Origin of the sequence: Streptomyces sp. ITFR-6 (genome assembly GCF_031844725.1) — a bacterium.
Lineage (GTDB): Bacteria > Actinomycetota > Actinomycetes > Streptomycetales > Streptomycetaceae > Streptomyces.
Window position 1 is genome coordinate 6903064 of sequence record NZ_CP134612.1, and the last position, 17349, is coordinate 6920412.

The 17349-nt window shown below is 71.5% G+C and carries 15 protein-coding genes; 12 read left to right on the top strand and 3 right to left on the bottom strand.

Annotated elements, in window-relative coordinates:
• The first annotated feature begins 86 nt into the window (after window positions 1–86).
• Complete coding sequence (locus tag RLT59_RS31445; RefSeq protein WP_311306538.1) at window positions 87–1298, top strand: acyl-CoA dehydrogenase family protein; 1212 nt, start codon at window positions 87–89, stop codon at window positions 1296–1298.
• Window positions 1299–1307: 9 nt separating this feature from the next.
• Here the strand turns inward: RLT59_RS31445 and RLT59_RS31450 are convergent, their stop codons facing one another.
• A complete protein-coding gene (locus RLT59_RS31450; protein WP_123528040.1) occupies window positions 1308–1751 on the bottom strand; it encodes a cell division protein SepF in 444 nt (147 codons plus the stop codon).
• 307 nt (window positions 1752–2058) lie between these two features.
• Between RLT59_RS31450 and RLT59_RS31455 the strand changes: the two genes are divergently transcribed.
• Window positions 2059–3327 carry a DUF5685 family protein gene (locus RLT59_RS31455; RefSeq protein ID WP_311307920.1) on the top strand — a complete coding sequence of 423 codons (1269 nt, stop codon included), beginning with the start codon at window positions 2059–2061 and terminating at the stop codon, window positions 3325–3327.
• 69 nt (window positions 3328–3396) lie between these two features.
• Here the strand turns inward: RLT59_RS31455 and RLT59_RS31460 are convergent, their stop codons facing one another.
• Entirely contained in the window at window positions 3397–4338 is a 942-nt protein-coding gene (locus RLT59_RS31460) for an ABC transporter substrate-binding protein (RefSeq protein ID WP_311306539.1), read from the bottom strand.
• 557 nt (window positions 4339–4895) lie between these two features.
• On the opposite strand from RLT59_RS31460, the gene RLT59_RS31465 reads away from it, so the two are divergent.
• The 8 genes from RLT59_RS31465 to RLT59_RS31500 all read left to right on the top strand — a co-directional run bounded on the left by RLT59_RS31465 (window position 4896) and on the right by RLT59_RS31500 (window position 13613).
• On the top strand, window positions 4896–5765 hold the full coding sequence (locus RLT59_RS31465) for an amino acid ABC transporter permease (RefSeq protein WP_311306540.1): 870 nt from the start codon (window positions 4896–4898) through the stop codon (window positions 5763–5765).
• Window positions 5762–7603 (top strand): FAD/NAD(P)-binding protein, encoded by a 1842-nt coding sequence (locus RLT59_RS31470; protein WP_311306541.1) that lies wholly within the window; start codon window positions 5762–5764, stop codon window positions 7601–7603. The genes RLT59_RS31465 and RLT59_RS31470 overlap by 4 nt, the downstream gene beginning before the upstream one ends.
• 117 nt (window positions 7604–7720) lie before the next feature.
• The gene (locus tag RLT59_RS31475) at window positions 7721–8473 is read left to right on the top strand and encodes an amino acid ABC transporter ATP-binding protein (protein WP_311307921.1); all 753 of its coding nucleotides are present in this window, start codon (window positions 7721–7723) and stop codon (window positions 8471–8473) included.
• 71 nt (window positions 8474–8544) lie between these two features.
• Complete coding sequence (locus RLT59_RS31480; protein ID WP_311306542.1) at window positions 8545–9624, top strand: LLM class flavin-dependent oxidoreductase; 1080 nt, start codon at window positions 8545–8547, stop codon at window positions 9622–9624.
• A complete protein-coding gene (locus RLT59_RS31485; protein ID WP_311306543.1) occupies window positions 9621–10922 on the top strand; it encodes an NtaA/DmoA family FMN-dependent monooxygenase in 1302 nt (433 codons plus the stop codon). Before RLT59_RS31480 ends, RLT59_RS31485 begins: the two co-directional genes overlap by 4 nt.
• Before the next feature lie 4 nt (window positions 10923–10926).
• Complete coding sequence (locus RLT59_RS31490; protein ID WP_311306544.1) at window positions 10927–11727, top strand: DUF1684 domain-containing protein; 801 nt, start codon at window positions 10927–10929, stop codon at window positions 11725–11727.
• 267 nt (window positions 11728–11994) lie between these two features.
• On the top strand, window positions 11995–12894 hold the full coding sequence (locus RLT59_RS31495) for a S1 family peptidase (protein WP_311306545.1): 900 nt from the start codon (window positions 11995–11997) through the stop codon (window positions 12892–12894).
• Window positions 12895–13133: 239 nt separating this feature from the next.
• Complete coding sequence (locus RLT59_RS31500) at window positions 13134–13613, top strand: hypothetical protein (protein WP_311306546.1); 480 nt, start codon at window positions 13134–13136, stop codon at window positions 13611–13613.
• A 25-nt stretch (window positions 13614–13638) separates the two neighbouring features.
• On the opposite strand, the gene RLT59_RS31505 is transcribed toward RLT59_RS31500, so the two are convergent.
• Window positions 13639–14565, bottom strand: coding sequence for a DUF4231 domain-containing protein (locus tag RLT59_RS31505; RefSeq protein WP_311306547.1), 927 nt, complete (start codon window positions 14563–14565; stop codon window positions 13639–13641).
• 226 nt (window positions 14566–14791) lie between these two features.
• Here RLT59_RS31505 and fxsA point away from each other — a divergent pair, with 226 nt between their 5' ends.
• Window positions 14792–14959 carry an FxSxx-COOH cyclophane-containing RiPP peptide gene (gene fxsA / locus RLT59_RS31510; protein ID WP_311306548.1) on the top strand — a complete coding sequence of 56 codons (168 nt, stop codon included), beginning with the start codon at window positions 14792–14794 and terminating at the stop codon, window positions 14957–14959.
• An 86-nt stretch (window positions 14960–15045) separates the two neighbouring features.
• Entirely contained in the window at window positions 15046–17343 is a 2298-nt protein-coding gene (gene fxsBH, locus RLT59_RS31515; protein ID WP_311306549.1) for a radical SAM/SPASM protein FxsBH, inactivated beta-hydroxylase extension form, read from the top strand.
• The last annotated feature ends 6 nt before the right edge of the window (window positions 17344–17349 follow it).

Sequence of the window (17349 nt, forward strand, 5' to 3'; positions counted from 1 at the left end):
GCACGACGCCGTAACCCGCACTGCCGGTTTCCGGCGTTCCGTACCGACCTCTCCGTACCGTTGCGAGCCGCCGGAGGCACATCCTCATGTCCACCGCTCCGTCCTCGAAGCTCCCGCCCTTCGACCCCCGCGACCCCATCGGCATCGACGACCTCCTGAGCCCGGAAGACCTGGAGATCCGTGACACCGTCCGGGCCTGGGCCGCCGACCGCGTCCTGCCGCACATCGCGCAGTGGTACGAGGACGGCGAACTGCCCGGCATCCGCGAGCTGGCCCGTGAACTCGGATCGCTCGGCGCCCTCGGCATGTCCCTGGAGGGCTACGGCTGCGCGGGCGCCACCGCCGTCCAGTACGGGCTGGCCTGCCTGGAGCTCGAAGCGGCCGACTCGGGCATCCGCTCACTCGTCTCCGTACAGGGCTCCCTCGCCATGTACGCGATCCACCACTTCGGCTCGGAAGAGCAGAAGCAGCGGTGGCTGCCGGGCATGGCGGCAGGCGAGATCATCGGCTGCTTCGGCCTGACCGAACCCGACCACGGCTCGGACCCGGCCGGTATGCGCACCTACGCCAAGCGCGACGGCGAGGACTGGGTGCTCAGCGGCCGCAAGATGTGGATCACCAACGGCTCGGTCGCCGGGGTCGCCGTCGTCTGGGCGCAGACCGATGACGGCGCCGCCGGCGCCGGCATCCGGGGATTCGTGGTGCCCACCGACGCGCCCGGCTTCTCCGCACCCGAGATCAAGCACAAGTGGTCCCTGCGCGCCTCGGTCACCAGCGAGCTGATCTTCGACGAGGTACGGCTGCCCGCCGACGCGGTGCTGCCCGGAGCCACCGGCCTGCGCGGGCCGCTCAGCTGCCTCAGCCACGCCCGCTACGGCATCGTCTGGGGAGCCATGGGCGCGGCACGGGCCAGCTTCGAGGCGGCCGTCGACTACGCCCGGACCCGGGAGCAGTTCGGCAAGCCGATCGGCGGCTTCCAGCTCACCCAGGCCAAGCTCGCGGACATGGCCGTCGAGCTGCACAAGGGCATCCTGCTCGCCCACCACCTGGGCCACCGGATGGACGCGGGCAGGCTCCGCCCGGAGCAGGTCAGCTTCGGCAAGCTGAACAACGTGCGGGAGGCCATCGAGATCTGCCGCACCTCGCGCACGATCCTCGGCGCCAACGGGATCTCGCTGGAGTACCCGGTGATGCGGCACGCGACGAATCTGGAATCGGTGCTCACCTACGAGGGAACCGTGGAGATGCACCAGCTGGTGCTGGGCAAGGCGCTCACCGGTCTCGACGCGTTCCGGTGAGCACCCTGCTCAGCTCTGGTTGAAGAAGCCGTCGGCCGGCCGGCCGGCGGCTTCGCCGTTGACGACCTGGGTGTCGGCGGGGGTCAGCAGGAAGACCCGGGTGGCGACGCGGTCGATGGAGCCGCGCAGTCCGAAGATCAGCCCTGCGGCGAAATCCACCACGCGCTTGGCGTCGGCGGAGTCCATGGAAGTGAGGTTCATGATCACCGGGACGCCGTCCCGGAAGAGCTCACCGATGCTCCGGGCGTCCCGGAAGCTGTCCGGGGTCACGGTGGCGATCCGGCGGCCCGTCTCCTCGGCCGCCTCGGACGCCACCCGCACCCGCGGATCGGTCACCCAGGCCTGTCCGGTCCCGGTCCGTGCACCCTCGGAGTACTCGTCGTCGTCGTAGTACCGCTCGTCGTTGTCCTCTACGAGGCCCAGCCAGGCACTCGCCTTGCGCACCGATCCCATGGACGCCTCCTCTCACCGCGGTTCCTTGGCGTTCCGCATCTCTTTCGTATCCCTATGGTCGTCCATCATGCGGATCGTGCGCCAAGGGGATAGGCGGCGCGCAGGCCATTCGTGACGGTACTGGTGCAGAGGATGTGGCGATTCGTCAAGGTTCCTCCTGCTAAAGGACCCTGGAGAAAGAAAATATGATGCTCCGGGCCGTACGGGTGACATGGGGGACGTACGGGTGAACGGGGCGCTCGATACGATGCACGGCGCGCCCTTGCCCGAGCGCGGCGCACAGCTGAACGAGACCCGGGGGATCGTCGTGTTCGGAATAGTCAGGCCCTCCGTCCACCGGCTGTCGGACGGACTCAGGGCCGAGTGGATGGCTCATCTCTGCGGGCTCTGTCTGGCACTTCGGTCCGATCACGGACAGTTCGCCCGGATCGTCACGAACTATGACGGCCTGATCGTCTCGGTCCTGACGGAGGCTCAGTCCGAACGCACCGCCGCACAGCGCCGCACGGCGGGCCCCTGCCCGCTGCGCGCCATGCGGACCGCCCCGGTGGCGCGGGGCGAGGGGGCCAGGCTGGCGGCCGCGGTCTCGCTGGTGCTGGCGTCGGCCAAGGTGCGGGACCACGTCGCGGACCGGGACGGGCTGTTGAAGCGGCGCCCGGTGGCGGCGGCGGCGCGCAGGGTGGCAGCGGGCTGGGACCGCGCGGGCGCGCGGACCGGCGCACAGCTCGGCTTCGATACGGCGTTGCTCGTCGACGCGGTCGACCGGCAGACCGGCATCGAGCTGCTCGCGGGCCCCGGCACCCCGCTGCTGACGGTCACCGAGCCCACCGAGACGGCCACCGCGGCGGCCTTCGCGCACACCGCCGTCCTCGCCGGCAAGCCGCGGAACGCCGAGCCGCTGGCCGAGGCCGGCCGCCTCTTCGGACGCCTCGCGCATCTGCTGGACGCCGTGGAGGACCAGGAAGCTGACGCCGCGTCGGGTGCCTGGAACCCGCTCACGGCGACCGGTACCTCGCGCGCCGAGGCCCGCCGGCTGTGCGACGACGCGCTGCGCGGCGTACGGCTGGCGCTGCGCGACGCGGAGTTCACCGACGGCAAGCTGGTGCATGTGCTCCTGGCGCACGAACTGCGGCGCTCGGTGGACCGGGCCTTCGCCACGGACGTCTGCTCCCATCAGTCGGGAGGCCTGCTGACCGAGGGTCCCACCGGCCCGGCCGGAGCCAGCCACTCCCCGGCCGATCACCCGTCAGGAGCCGGTCACACGGCGTCGTTCGGGCCGCCGCCGGGCAATCCGTACGCGCCCTCGGGCCCCGGCGCCCCCTTCGGCCCGCCGCAGCCGCCGCCGGAGCCGCCCCGCGACCGGCGCGGGCTTGTCATGGGGTGCCTGGTGTGGGCCGGGCTTGCCTGCACCTGCCAGATGTGCTGCGGCACCTTCGACGATCCGTGGACCCGGCAGCGCCGCGAGGGGCTGTGCAACGACTGCGATTGCGGCGACTGCTGCGATGTCTGCGACTGCTGCAGCAACTGCGGCGACTGCTGTGACGGGTGCGACTGCGGCTGTGACTGCAGCTGCTGATGTGGCGTCATACGGGGTACTCGCGCACGCCCTCGTCCCACCTGATGGCTCGTCACCCGTGATCCCGCGTCACTTGATCTCGGGCGGCGAGATCCGCGAGGTCTCGATCGCCGACTCGTCGATGCCCCACTTCTTCAGGATCCGGTCGTAGGTGCCGTCCGCCTTGAGGGCGCTGACCGCGGCCTGGAACGCGGGCGCCAGCGGAGTGCCCTTCTTGAACGCGAAGCCGACGTCGAGACGCGCGAACTCATTGAGGAAGCGGACCCCCTCCTGCTGCTTCACCGCGTACCGCAGCCCGTTGATGGTCGACATCACGATGTCGGTCCGTCCCTGCTGGAGCGAGCTCCAGACCGCGGCCAGGTCCGAGTACGTCTTCACGTCGTACGGCTTCTTGCCGGCGTCGGCGCACCGGTGCTTGTTCTCCTCCAGCGTCACCTCGAACGTGGTGCCCGCCGCGGTGCCCACCGTCAGACCGCAGAGCTGGGTCAGATCGGTGACCTTGGCCAGCTTGCTGTCGTCGCGGACCGCGAAGCCCTGGCCGTCGTTGAGGTAGGTGACGAAGTCGATCGTCTTCCGGCGCTCGTCGGTGACCCCGAAGTTTCCGGTGCCCACGTCGTACTTCCCGCTGCCGAGCGCGGGCAGGATCGCCTCGAACGCGGCGACCTCCCGCTTCGGCTTCAGGCCGAGCACCCTGGCGACGGCGTCCGCGATGTCGATGTCGGTGCCGGCCAGGGTCTTGCCGTCGGCCAGATAGGTGGCTCCGGGCGGGGTGCCGACGCTGGAGGCGATGTTCAGGGTCCCGGCGGAGCGGACGGCGGCCGGCAGCAGTCCGGCCGCCGCCTTGTTCCGCTTCACCCCCGACACGACGTCGGCCGTGGGGATCGCGCTCTCGGCGGCGGGTCCGGCCGCACCGGCGGGGGCGGCCGCCGGATCGCCGGAGCCGCACGCGGTGAGAGCCAGCATGGCCGCGGTGATCAGCGCGAAGGCAGCGGTGTGCCGGGTACGGGGCATCAGGGAAGGTCTCCAGTTTTCGGCGGCCGAGGACGGGTGCGGGTGCGGGTACGGTGAGCCGGCAGGCTCTGCCGGTCACCGCACCCGGGCAGCGCGAGGCAGCCCGCGGCCGGGACGGAGGAAGACGTGCCGAGGCGTCGCAGGGCACGGTGTGGTGACGAGGGGAGGGTGGAGCGCTGTCGCGTGCACGAGGGCACACAGAGGGAAAGGGTTCAGGCGCCGCTCACGGCGCGAGAAGGGCAGGAACGCAGCGGGGTCAGCTCAACAGGAACAGGACCACACGCGACCGAAGTCGATGTGGGAGCGCTTGACCAGCCATTTCTGCGAATGCATGGCCCAAGTGGAACAGGCATCCGGTAGTCCGTCAACTGGCCCTGTGGGTACGGCTCACAGTGTGGACAGGCTTGACATCCCGTTGCGTTGAGCGCTTACCTCGGAGGCGGATCGCGCTGAGGGGCCCGGTCCATGCCGTTCCGCGAGCTGTCGCGTTCCCAGCTGTCGTATTCCGTGCCGAGGGCACGCCCCGTGTTCGATCACCGCATCCACGGAGCCCTCGCATGTCCGCACAGACAGACATCCTCCCGCCGGCCAGTCCGGCCCCACCGCTCAAGGACGACGACGCCGCCGACCGGCTGCGCATCGTCCCGGCCCGCCGGACCGGCCAGTGGACCGCCGCCGTCGCCGTACTCGTCCTGCTGGCCCTCGCGCTGAACTCGGTCATCCGCAACGACGCCTTCCAGTGGGACGTCGTGGGCGACTACTTCCTGACCACCGCCGTGCTGCGCGGTCTCTGGCTCACCCTCTGGCTCACCGCGCTCGTCATGGTGCTCGGCTTCGCGCTCGGGACCCTGCTCGCCGTCCTGAGGCTCTCCGCCAACCGCGTTCTCCAGGCCGTCGGCTGGGGGTACGTCTGGCTCTTCAGGTCCACCCCGATCCTGGTCCAGCTGCTGTTCTGGTTCAACATCGGCGCCCTCTACCCGGAGATCCTCGGCGTCCGCACGGTGAACCTCCTCGGCCCCGTCACCGTCGCCGTCATCGGACTGACGCTCCACGAGGCCGCCTACGCCGCGGAGGTCGTACGCGGCGGCATCCTCTCGGTGGAACGCGGACAGCTGGAGGCCGCCCAGTCGCTGGGCCTCGGCCCGTGGCGGCGGCTGCGCCGGATCGTGCTGCCCCAGGCGATGCGCTCCATCGTGCCGCCCGCCGGGAACATGCTGATCGGCACCCTCAAGGGCACCTCGATCGTCAGCATCATCGCCGTGCAGGACCTGCTGTACTCCGTCCAGCTCGTCTACCACCGCACCTACCAGGTCATCCCGCTGCTGCTGGTCGCCACCCTCTGGTACGTCGTGGTGACCTCGGTGCTCAGCATCGGCCAGCACTACGTCGAACGGCACTACGCCCGCGGCTCGGCGGACCCCCGGTGAACGGCCGCCCCTCGCTGGTCGTCATAGGCGCCGGACCGCGCGGCACCGGCCTGATCGAGCGCCTCGCCGCCAACGCCCCCGAGCTGTACGGACACCGGCCGCTGGACCTGCACCTCGTCGACCCGTACCCGCCGGGCGCCGGGCGGATCTGGCGCCACGACCAGTCGCCGCTGCTGTGGATGAACTCCATGGCGGAGGACGTCACCATGTTCACCGACGACACCGTCCGCCAGGACGGGCCCATAAGACCGGGGCCCGCGCTGGACGCCTGGGCGGCGGACGTGCGCGAGGGCCGGATCCAGCCACCCGACGAAGCGGCCGAGCCCGGACTCCGCGCCGAGATCGAGGCGCTGCGAGGACAGGACTTCCCGAGCCGGCGGCTCCAGGGCGCCTATCTGCGCTGGGTGTACGAGCAGTCCGTGGCGGCCCTCCCGCCCTCGGTCACCGTCCACGAACACCGGGGCCGGGCGCTGGACGTCACCGGCCCGCCCGGCGGACCCCAGCGCGTCCGGCTGGAGGGCCGCGCCGAACCACTGCTCGCGGACCTGGTGGTCCTCACCATCGGCCACCTGGACGCCGAACCGGACGCCGGACAGCGAGCCCTCTCCGCCTTCGCCGGCCGGCACGGTCTCGTCCATCTGCCGCCCGACTTCACCGCCGACAGCGATCTCACCGCCCTGCGCGCGGGCGAATCCGTCATCGTCCGGGGCTTCGGGCTCGCCTTCATCGACCTGATGGTGCTGCTCACGGAGGGGCGCGGCGGACGGTACGAGAACGGCGCCTACCTGCCCTCCGGCCGGGAGCCCGTCCTGTACGTCGGATCGCGGCGCGGCGTCCCGTACCGCTCCAAGATCGGCTACGGCTGGCAGGGCGAACGGCCACCGCTGCCCCGGTTCCTCGGGCCCGAGCGCACCGAGGAACTGCTCGGCCGGACCGAACCGCCCGACTTCCACCGCGACATCTGGCCACATGTCGACAAAGAGCTCGGGTACGCCCACTACCACCGGCTCTTCACCGCCCACCCCGAACGCACCACCGCGGACCGGACCGCCTTCGAGGAGAAGTACGCGGCCGCGGAGCCGGGCAGCGACGACCTGCGGGCCCTGATCGACGCGGCCGTCCCCGACCCGGCCGACCGGCTCGACATCCAGGCGCTCGACCGCCCGCTGGACGGCGTACGGCACTCCTCGTACGACGCCCTCCAGGAGGCGACCCGCGACCACATCGCGGCCGACCTCGACCGCCGGCACGACCCCGGGCACAGCGAGGACCTCGCCGTCTTCCTCGGACTGCTCTCCGCCTACGGCCAGCTGATCCGGTTCGGTGACATCGGGGAGTGGTGGCACGGCTTCTTCAGCTACCTCGCCTCCGGCCCGCCCGGTCCCCGGCTGCGGCAGCTGCTGGCGCTCTCCCGGGCCGGCGTCGTCCGCTTCCTCGGTGCCGGGATGACCGTCGAGACCGACGAACGGCGCGGCGTCTTCCGGGCCGGCAGCGCCACCGTGCCCGGCGAACGGATCGAGGCCCGCGCCCTCGTCGAGGCCCGGCTGCCCGACCCCTCACCGGAACGCACCCGCTCCACCCTGCTGCGGACCCTGCACCGGGACGGGGCCGCCGCCACCGCCACCGGACTGCTCGCCGTCGACCCCGACGACGGCCGGATCCTGGACCGCGAAGGCCGCCCGCACCCGCGCCGCTTCGCACTCGGCCCGCACACCGCCGCCCGCAGCAGCGGCGCGTTCACCCGGCCGCGCACCGGCGGCCCGGCCTTCCGGCAGAACGACGCCACCGCGCGCGCCGCCCTCACCCTCCTGCGCGAACTCACCGGCGGCGACGGCTGAACCGGTGACCGACAGGTCCGCGCACCTCCGCCACGAACCGAGGAACCCATGACGACGACCAGCCGCCCGCCGAAGACCGAACCGGCCGCCGACCGCGCCCGGGGCCCCGCCGAAGCCATGGTGGAGATCCGGGGCGTGCACAAGAGCTTCGGCCCCCTGCACGTCCTGCGCGGGATCGACCTGTCGGTGCGCCCCGGCGAGGTCACCATGATCCTCGGCCCCTCCGGCTCCGGGAAGTCCACCCTGCTGCGCACCGTCAACCACCTGGAGAAGGCGGACCGCGGCTCGATCACCGTGGACGGCGACCACGTCGGCTACCGCCGCAAGGGCGACAAGCTGTACGAACTGCCCGAGCGCGAGGTGCTGCGCCGCCGCACCCGGATCGGCTTCGTCTTCCAGAACTTCCACCTCTTCCCGCACCTCACCGTCCTGGAGAACATCACAGAGGCCCCGGTCGCCGCGCTCGGCCGCCCCAAGGAGCGGGCCGCCGCCACCGCGCACGAACTCCTGGACCGGGTCGGCCTCGCAGACAAGGCGCACACCTACCCCCGGCAGCTCTCCGGCGGCCAGCAGCAGCGCGTCGCCATCGCCCGCGCGCTCGCCCTGGAACCGAAGCTGCTGCTCTTCGACGAGCCCACCTCCGCGCTCGACCCGGAACTGGTCGGTGAGGTCCTCGACGTCATCAAGGACCTGGCGGACCGGGGTACCACGATGATCGTCGTCACCCACGAGATCGGGTTCGCGCGCGAGGCCGCGGACACCGTGGTCTTCATGGACGAGGGACGCATCGTCGAACAGGGCCCGCCCGCCGAGGTGCTCGACCGCCCCCGCCACGAGCGCACCCGCGCCTTCCTCTCCAAGGTCCTGTGACCCGGGACCCGGCCGGTGCCGTGTCAGCCGGCTCCGGAACCTGACCCGAACCGTGCCGAAAGGGCCCGTACATGCCTCCGATCCGCCCCCTCCACCTCGCCGCCGAGATCGGTGGTCCACCCCGTTACGAGCCGGAGCACTACACAGCCCTGGCCCGGCTCGCGGAGCAGGGCGCCCTCGACTTCGTCACCCTCGGCGACTCCTTCGCCCGGCCCGGCCCCGACGCCCTCGCCGTGCTGTCCCGGGTGGCGCCGGCCACCCGCCGGATCGGGCTCGTGCCGACGGTCACCACCACGCACACCGAGCCGTTCCACGTGTCGTCCGCCGTGGCCACCCTGGACTGGGTGAGCCGGGGCCGGGCGGGCTGGCAGGCGGACGTGTCGACGACCGGCGCGGAGGCCCGGCTGTTCGGCCGCCGCCCGGCCGCACCCGCCGCCGAACTCTGGCGCGAGGCCGGTGAGGTGGCGGACGTGGGCGCGCGGCTCTGGGACAGCTGGGAGGACGACGCCGAGATCAGGGACACCGCCACCGGGCGGTTCATCGACCGGGACAAGCTGCACTACGTCGACTTCGAGGGCGCCACGTTCGGCGTCCGCGGACCGGCCATCGTGCCCAGGCCTCCGCAGGGCCACCCGGTCGTCGTCATCGACGGCACGGCGGAACCGGCCAGGGAGACCGCGGCGCGCCACGCCGATGTCGTACTCGTCCGGGCCACCACGCCCGAGCGGACCGCCAGGATCCGCGACGACGTGCGCCGCCGCGCCGAGGCCCACGGCCGTCACCCCGACACCCTCCGGGTGCTCGCCGCGCTCACCGTGGACCTCGGGGACGCCGAATCCGCCCCGGAACCCGGACTGGCGAGCGGCCCGCCACTCGCCGCGCACGGCACGTACTACCGGGGCGGCCCGGTGGACCTCGCCGATCTGATCGGCCGGTGGCACCGCGCCGGGGCGGTGGACGGCTTCCACCTCACCCCGATCACGCCCGGCCGCGATCTCGAACGGATCGTCAACGGCACGGTGGCCCTGCTCCAGCACCGCAGCCTCTTCCGCACCTTCCACCCCGGCGGAACCCTCCGCGAGCACCTGGGCCTGGCCCGCCCCGCCAACCGGTACGCCGGGGACCGCGTCCTCCGAGGAGAACGGGCATGACGACCGCACCGAAACAGCTGCACCTCGCCGCACACTTCCCGGGGGTGAACAACACCACCGTCTGGGCGGACCCCCGCTCCGGCAGCCAGATCGACTTCTCCTCCTTCGAACATCTGGCGCGCACGGCGGAACGCGGACTGTTCGACTTCTTCTTCCTCGCCGAGGGGCTCCGGCTGCGCGAGCACAACGGGCTGATCCACGACCTGGACGTGGTCGGCCGCCCCGAGTCCCTGACCGTGCTGAACGCGCTGGCCGCCGTCACAGACCGGCTCGGCCTCGCCGCCACCGTCAACTCCACCTTCAACGAGCCCTTCGAGCTGGCCCGCAGGCTCGCCACCCTCGACCACCTCAGCGAGGGCCGGGCCGGATGGAACGTCGTCACCTCGTCGGACGCCTTCACAGGCGAGAACTTCCGCCGCGGCGGCTATCTGGACCGGGCCGAGAGATACACCCGCGCCGCCGAGTTCGTCGCCACCGCCCGCGAGCTGTGGGACTCCTGGACCCCGGACGGGACCCCGCGCCCCTTCGCCCACCACGGCGAGCACTTCTCCATCGAGGGCGAGTTCACCCTGCCGCGCCCCCCGCAGGGCCATCCCGTGGTCATCCAGGCCGGGGACTCCCCCGAGGGCCGCGAGTTCGCCGCCTCCGCCGCCGACGTCATCTTCACCCGGCACGGCACCCTGGAGGCGGGCCGCGCCTTCTACGCGGACGTCAAGGGACGGCTGGCGAAGTACGACCGGGGGCCCGACGAGCTGAAGATCATGCCCGGCGTCGGCTTCGTGCTCGGGGACACCGACGCCGAAGCGCGGGAGAAGGCCGCCGTGATCCGGCTCCAGCAGGTCTCCCCGCAGAACGCGATGCTCGCCCTGGAGCAGGTCTGGGGCCGTGACCTCTCCTCCTACGACCCGGACGGGCCGCTCCCCGAGATCGACCCCGTCCCTGATTCGGAGCTGGTCCAGGGCCGGGTGCGGCTCGGTGACCCGCTCGCCGTCGCGGCCCGCTGGCGCGCCCTGTCCCGGCAGAAGGGGCTCTCCATCCGGCAGACGGTCATCGAAGCGACCACCCGGCAGTCGTTCGTCGGCAGCCCGGGGACCGTCGCGGCGGAGCTGGCCGGATTCGTCGCCGCCGGAGCGGCCGACGGCTTCATCCTCGTCCCGCATCTGACCCCGGGCGGACTCGACGACTTCGTCGGCCGGGTGGTCCCGCTCCTCCAGGAACGCGGGGTCTTCCGCTCGGCGTACACCGGTTCCACACTCCGGTCGCACCTCGGGCTCGCGGAGCCCGTATGGAAAGGTTGAGCCCATGAGCACGGACGCACGACAGCAGGCAGCGCAGGACTGGGACCGCTGGCACGAGGAGCGCACCGGCACGGTCTCGGCACCGTACGGACCGCTCTCCCTCACCGGCACGCACTGGCTCTCCGACTACCCGGAAGGCCGAATTCCGGCCATTCCCGGGCAGTGGCGGGAGGACGGTGACGAGCTGGAGCTCACCGCAGGGCCGGAGGACGGGCTGACCGTCGACGGCAAGCCGTTCACCGGGCAGGTCCGGCTCGGCGCCGACCGGGGCCCGATCGACGGGTCACGGGTCGCGCACGGGGAGCGGCGGCTGTTCGTGCTGAGCCGCGAAGGGCTCTGGGCCGTGCGCGACTTCGACCCGGACTCGGCGGCGCGGCGGGCCTTCCGCGCGATCGAGGCCACGCCGTACGAGCCGCGCTGGTCGCTGCCCGGCACCTTCCGCCCGTACGACACCTCCCGCACGGTCCGGGTCGAGAACGCCGACGGGGTCGAGCGCGGGCTCGGCCTCGGCGGGGAGATCGCCTTCGAGCTGGACGGTGCCGAGCACACGCTCCAGGTCGCCGTGGAGCAGGACGGCTCGCTCTGGGCGGTCTTCGCCGACGCCACCAGCGGGCACAGCAGCTACCGTTTCCGGTTCCTGCGGCCCGCCGCCCCGGCCGCCGACGGCAGCGTGACGGTCGACCTGAACCGTGCGCTGCTGCCGCCTTGCGCCTTCGCGGACCACTTCATCTGCCCCTTCCCGCCGCCCGGCAACACCCTCCCGTTCGCCGTCGAGGCGGGGGAGCGCAACCGGATCGACGGCTGAACCGTCCCCTCCGTTCGTACCCGTTCCGGCCCCGGCACTCGTCATCCGCCGGGGCCGGACGCATGGGCGCGGCGGGTGGCCCGGGGCGAAGCTCAGGCCAAGAGGCCCTCTTGCGCCGGAAGTTGACGCCTTGAATACTCCCGAACAGCGCTTGTCAGGAGCACGGCAGGTTCGAAATGCGGACACCCCTGCCGTGCGGCTGACTGCGCCTCACGGGTCCGACCACCCCACGGGCGGACCCTCAACCCCCCTCGGGAGGAATGACACGTGAGGATCAAGCGCACCACCCCCCTCAGCGGTACCGCGAGACGCAGCAGGGCCGTCGCCATCGCCGCAGGACTCGTAGCGGTCGCCGCGCTCGCCGCCCCCAGCGCGCAGGCCAGCTCCACCGGAACGTACAGCGCGAACCAGCTCTCCGCCGCGAGCGACGCCGTTCTCGCCGCCGACGTGGCCGGCACCGCCTGGACCGTCGACCCCGCGAACAAGAACGTCGTGGTCACGGCGGACAGCACGGTCTCCGCCGCGCAGATCCAGCAGATCAAGGACTCCGCCGGCGCCAACGCGGGCGCCCTGAAGATCGAACGCACCTCCGGACAGATCCGCAAGCTGATCTCCGGTGGTGACGCCGTCTACGGGCCCGGCTTCCGCTGCTCCCTGGGCTTCAACGTCCGCAGCGGCAGCACGTACTACTTCCTGACGGCAGGCCACTGCACCGAAGGCAGCCCGCCGTTCTACAGCAACTCGTCGAACTCGACGAGCATCGGACCCACGGTCGGAACCAGCTTCCCGACCAACGACTACGGCCTGGTGCGGTACGACAACGCCTCGATCTCCCATGAGGGCACCGTGGGCAGCGTCGACATCACCGGTGCGGCCGATGCCACGGTCGGCATGTCCGTCACCCGCCGGGGCTCCACCACCGGCATCCACAGCGGCACCGTCTCCGCGCTCAACGCCACGGTCAACTACGGCAACGGCGACGTGGTGTACGGCATGATCCAGACCAATGTGTGCGCGGAGCCCGGCGACTCGGGCGGTCCGCTCTACTCCGGCTCCAAGGCGATCGGCCTCACCTCCGGCGGCAGCGGCAACTGCTCCTCGGGCGGTACGACGTTCTTCCAGCCGGTCACCGAAGCGCTCAGCGCGTACGGCGTCAGCGTCTACTGACGGCCGGGCGGCCGGTTCCGTACGCCGGGACAGGCCGCCGCCTCGAAAGGCCAACTCGAACACACGACGACACGCCCTGCCCCCGCCCGAATTCCGGGCGGGGGCTCCCGCTGACCCCGCGGCTTTTGAGAGGATGTGGCACAGGACGGTCGCGCAGGAACAACGGGGGCGGACGCTGTGCCTCCTGGAGGGACGCCCTCCGGGAACCCCCGGCTCAGACCCCAGGGGGATCCAGGTCCGTGAATCGCATCGGAGTGACCGGCCACCGCAGCATTCCGCAGGAGGCGCACGCCCATGTGCTGGCCGCGATGGGTGCGGCGCTCAGCGCGTTCGACGGCTCGGTGGAGGCGCTGTCCAGCCTGGCCGTGGGGGCGGACCAGCTCTTCGCGGACCTCGCGCTCGCCCATGGCGCGGAACTCACCGCGGTCATCCCCAGCGGCGACTACGAGGCCTGCTTCGCGGACGGCGCCGAACTGGCCCGCTACCGGCGGCTCAAGGCCCGTGCCGTGCGGGAGGTCCGGCTGGACTACCCGCACTCCACCGACGAGGCCTACTACGCGGCGGGCGCCTACATCGCGGACCACTGCGACCGGCTGCTCGCCGTCTGGGACGGGCTGCCCGCCCGAGGGCTCGGCGGCACGGGCGACATCGTCACCTACGCCCGACGGCTCGGCCGCCCGGTCACGGTGATCTGGCGCGACGGGGTCGTACGCGCCTGACCGCGCCCGGCGGCCGTCCGGACCGTCACATCTGGTGCCGGGCCAGCCAGTCGGTGTGCTGCGGGGAGACGATGCGTTCGGTCTCGAACACCGCCCTCGGCCACTGCCGCTCGTTCAGGGTGGTCTCCATCGCTATCTGCATCGACTCAAGGTCCTTCTCCACCAGGGAGTGGGCCGAGATCAGCGGGTGGTGGCGGCGCATCTCGGCCCAGGCCAGACAGGCGGCCGCGGCGGCGGACAGGACTCCGGTCAGTGCGAAGGACTGGCCCACGGAGAACGCCCTGAACAGGGCGAGGGCCAGGGCGAACGCCGTCAGCGTGGCGATGGTGGTCGACCAGATCACGGTGGCCCGGCGCGATACCTCCTGACGCCTGCGGTACCAGCTGCGCTGTTCGATCAGCCGGTCCCGTACATATGTCTCCTTGCGTACGGTAAATGCCTTGTCCCGTAACGCGTGCATGGAATCGGTGATGAGTCCGCCGGAATCCGCGGTCAGGTCACGGGGGTCCGCCCAGCCGACTTTGCGGAGCTCCTGCAGCCCTTCTTCGAGGCGATTGGCGAACACCGCCTCGGGGTGCTGGGTACCGGTGTCGAAAGGTGAGCCGTGCACGGAGTAACGCCAGCACATCGATTTGATGAACTCCGCCGCGGAGCGATTGAGTTGCCAATGCGACTTTGCTTTCCGCCGGGAGGTGAGGTACGTCGCGATCAGGACGCCCAGGTACGCCAACGCCGCCGCGCAGTCCGAGAGTCGGAGCGTGCCGGCGACCTCCGCGTGCCAGGGCAGTGCGGCCGGTACAGTGCCTCCCACCAGCAGTATCAGCTGCCATCGGGTGGTATTCACGGCCTCCCGCTGGCGCGCGACCGCGATGGCGTCCGTGTGGTGAAAGAGTTCGGGCAGATCAGCGTTCCTGAAGACTATGCTCTGCAGTGGTCCGGGAATCGCCGTCATGTTCACTCCCGTCTGCGGTTATGTTGTCACCCTGATGGCGGAATCTGTAGTTCCGCTCGATCCGGGCAGGTCCCGTGCGACCCACTGTCGCCAAGTAGCCTGCCTCGGTTGCCAACCGAGGCCATGAGAGTAAAGTCGTGCCGCCGGACACTGCAATGGTGCAGGTACCAACGCTGGTTTCCTGTCCGGAACCATTCCATTGGAACGAATCCCCTCAAGGACGGCCGTGAAGACCTCTGAATCCTCCCTCTCCTTCGCCGTCGCGAAGAAGAGCCGTGTGCCGCTCACCGCGATCGACGCGCGTGGCGGCGAAGCTGCCAGGAAGCTCGGCCGGGTGCAGGTCGCGACCGCCGGCCGCACCGTCCAGGCAGCCACCTTCAACTCCTCCCTCTGAAATCCCTCCGACGCACTGAAACGGAACACTCCACGGGCGCGGCCGGACTGCCGGGATCACCCTTCCGGGCTGGCTAGACTGGTGGAATGACAGGACCCCTGGTCCCTTTCCGTGAAGTAGTCCTCAAGGTTCACAGCAGGTGTGATCTCGCCTGTGACCATTGCTATGTCTACGAACATGCCGATCAGAGCTGGCGAACCCGTCCGAAGACAATCTCTGATGAAGTCATTTTCCGGACTGCTCAGCGCCTGGCTGAGCATGCCAAGACACACGCACTGCCCTCCGTGTCAGTAATCCTGCACGGAGGGGAGCCTCTGCTCGCCGGCCCCGCACGGCTGCGCCGCATCTGCGAAGAGCTGACGTCCGCCTTCGACGGCATCGCCGCGCTCGATCTCCGGATCCACACCAACGGTCTCCAGCTCAGCCCGCGCTATCTCGACCTCTTCAGCGAGTACGGCGTCAAGGTGGGCATCTCCCTGGACGGCGACCGCGCGGCCAACGACCGGCACCGCCGCTTCGCCGACGGACGCAGCAGCCACCCCCTGGTGCTCAAGGCCGTCGAGCTGCTCCGCGAGGAGCGCTACCGCCATCTCAACCTCGGTCTCCTGTGCACCATCGACATCGAGAACGACCCGCGCGCGGTCCTCGACGCCCTCACCGAGCTGGAACCGCCGCACATCGACTTCCTGCTTCCTCATGCGACCTGGGACGACCCGCCGCCGCGTCCGGACGGTTCGCCCACCGCCTACGCCGACTGGCTCCTCGCGGTCTTCGACCGCTGGCAGGAGCTCGGGCGGCCGGTGCCGGTGCGGATCTTCTCCTCCGTCCTGTCCACGCTGAACGGCGGGCCGAGCCTCACCGAGTCCCTGGGGCTGGCCCCCACGGATCTCGTCGTCGTCGAGACCGACGGAAGCCTGGAACAGGTCGACTCGCTCAAGAGCGCCTACGAAGGCGCGGCGGCCACCGGGTTCGACGTCTTCACGCACGCCTTCGACGAGGTCGCGGCGCACCCCGGGGTCCGGGCCAGGCAGCTGGGCCTGGAGGGCGTCAGCGAGACGTGCCGCCGTTGCCCCGTCGTACGTTCGTGCGGTGGCGGCCTGTACACCCACCGCTACAGCTCCGCCGGACCCGACGGGAGGGTGCCGGGCGAGGGGGCACCTGCGGAGGGGGCGCTCGCGGAGGGGGCGCCTGCGGAGGGGTTCGACAACCCGTCCGTGTACTGCCGGGATCTCGCCGCCCTGGTGCGCGGCATCGAGGCCCGTACGTCGGCGGACTCGGCGGCGCCCGCCGTGGCGGACCCCGCCGAACTGCTCGCGGCCCAGGAGGACCTGACCCGCACACTGCTCGCCCGGCTCCACGGGGACCTGGACGGCCGGGGCGGCGAGCGGTGGGCCGAGGCCTGGGAGCTGGCGGCCGCGCTGGACGGCTCCGAGCGGGGCGCGGGCGGCCTGGACCACGTGATCGCCCACCCGTACACCCGCACCTGGCTGCTCGACGCGCTGGACGCCCTGCACGAGGAGCGGCCTGGAGCGGTCCGGGACGCGGTGGACGGACTGCCGGCCCGGCTCGCGGCCGCCGTCGTACGCGCGGGGCTCGACACCTGGGTGCCGGTGCCCTTCCGGGACGGCGGCCTGGTCCTGCCCACCCTGGGCCGGCTGGCCCTCGGCGGCGCGGGGGAGCACGGCACGGCTCGGGTGCGCGCCGTCGAGGACGGTTTCCTGGTGGCCCGTGACGACGGATCGGGGGAGCGGCGGATCGCCTGGCCCGCCCCGGCGGTCCCCGGCTGGCTTCCGGTGCGCGGGTACGCCCTGCCCGGAGGCGGACCCGGCTTCCTGATCGACGGCCTCGACCCGTACCGGGACTGCTTCGCGGCGCCCGTCGCGGCCACGCTCGGCGGCCCCGCGGCGGACCGGCTGGCCGCCGCGCTCACCGAGGCCTGGGTGCTGATCGAGGAGCGGGCCCCCGAGTACGGGGCGCGCTCCGCCGGCACCGTGCTGACGCTCACACCGCTGACCGGCCTGGCACCGGGCGAGCCGTCCGTCGGGCGGCACGGGTACGGCGCGCTGGGCATCGGGGCGGACGACGGGGTGGAGGAGCTCGCGCTCGCGCTGCTGCGCGGAGTACGGCGGGCCGGATTCCGGGCACTTGTGGACGTCACGGATCTTTACGCGGCGGACGGCTCCTGGGAACATCGAATGCCCTGGCGGGAAGAATTGGTTCCGTTTTCCCGGCTGCTGGCCGGTACGTACGAACGGCTGGCGCTCGCGGCATTCGACCCCAGGTACCGGGACGGCGTAGCGCGGGCACTCGACACGCTGGAGGGAGCGGCCGAACTCACCATCGGCGGGAAACGACTGCTCGCTCTGATGCGAAAAGAATTCTGAATCTCG

Coding starts and splice junctions, on each gene's coding strand:
- RLT59_RS31445 (WP_311306538.1), top strand. CDS start 87: ATGTCCACCGCTCCGTCCTCGAAGCTCCCGCCCTTCGACCCCCGCGAC.
- RLT59_RS31450 (WP_123528040.1), bottom strand. CDS start 1,751: ATGGGATCGGTGCGCAAGGCGAGTGCCTGGCTGGGCCTCGTAGAGGAC.
- RLT59_RS31460 (WP_311306539.1), bottom strand. CDS start 4,338: ATGCCCCGTACCCGGCACACCGCTGCCTTCGCGCTGATCACCGCGGCC.
- RLT59_RS31465 (WP_311306540.1), top strand. CDS start 4,896: ATGTCCGCACAGACAGACATCCTCCCGCCGGCCAGTCCGGCCCCACCG.
- RLT59_RS31475 (WP_311307921.1), top strand. CDS start 7,721: ATGGTGGAGATCCGGGGCGTGCACAAGAGCTTCGGCCCCCTGCACGTC.
- RLT59_RS31480 (WP_311306542.1), top strand. CDS start 8,545: ATGCCTCCGATCCGCCCCCTCCACCTCGCCGCCGAGATCGGTGGTCCA.
- RLT59_RS31485 (WP_311306543.1), top strand. CDS start 9,621: ATGACGACCGCACCGAAACAGCTGCACCTCGCCGCACACTTCCCGGGG.
- RLT59_RS31490 (WP_311306544.1), top strand. CDS start 10,927: ATGAGCACGGACGCACGACAGCAGGCAGCGCAGGACTGGGACCGCTGG.
- RLT59_RS31505 (WP_311306547.1), bottom strand. CDS start 14,565: ATGACGGCGATTCCCGGACCACTGCAGAGCATAGTCTTCAGGAACGCT.
- fxsBH (WP_311306549.1), top strand. CDS start 15,046: ATGACAGGACCCCTGGTCCCTTTCCGTGAAGTAGTCCTCAAGGTTCAC.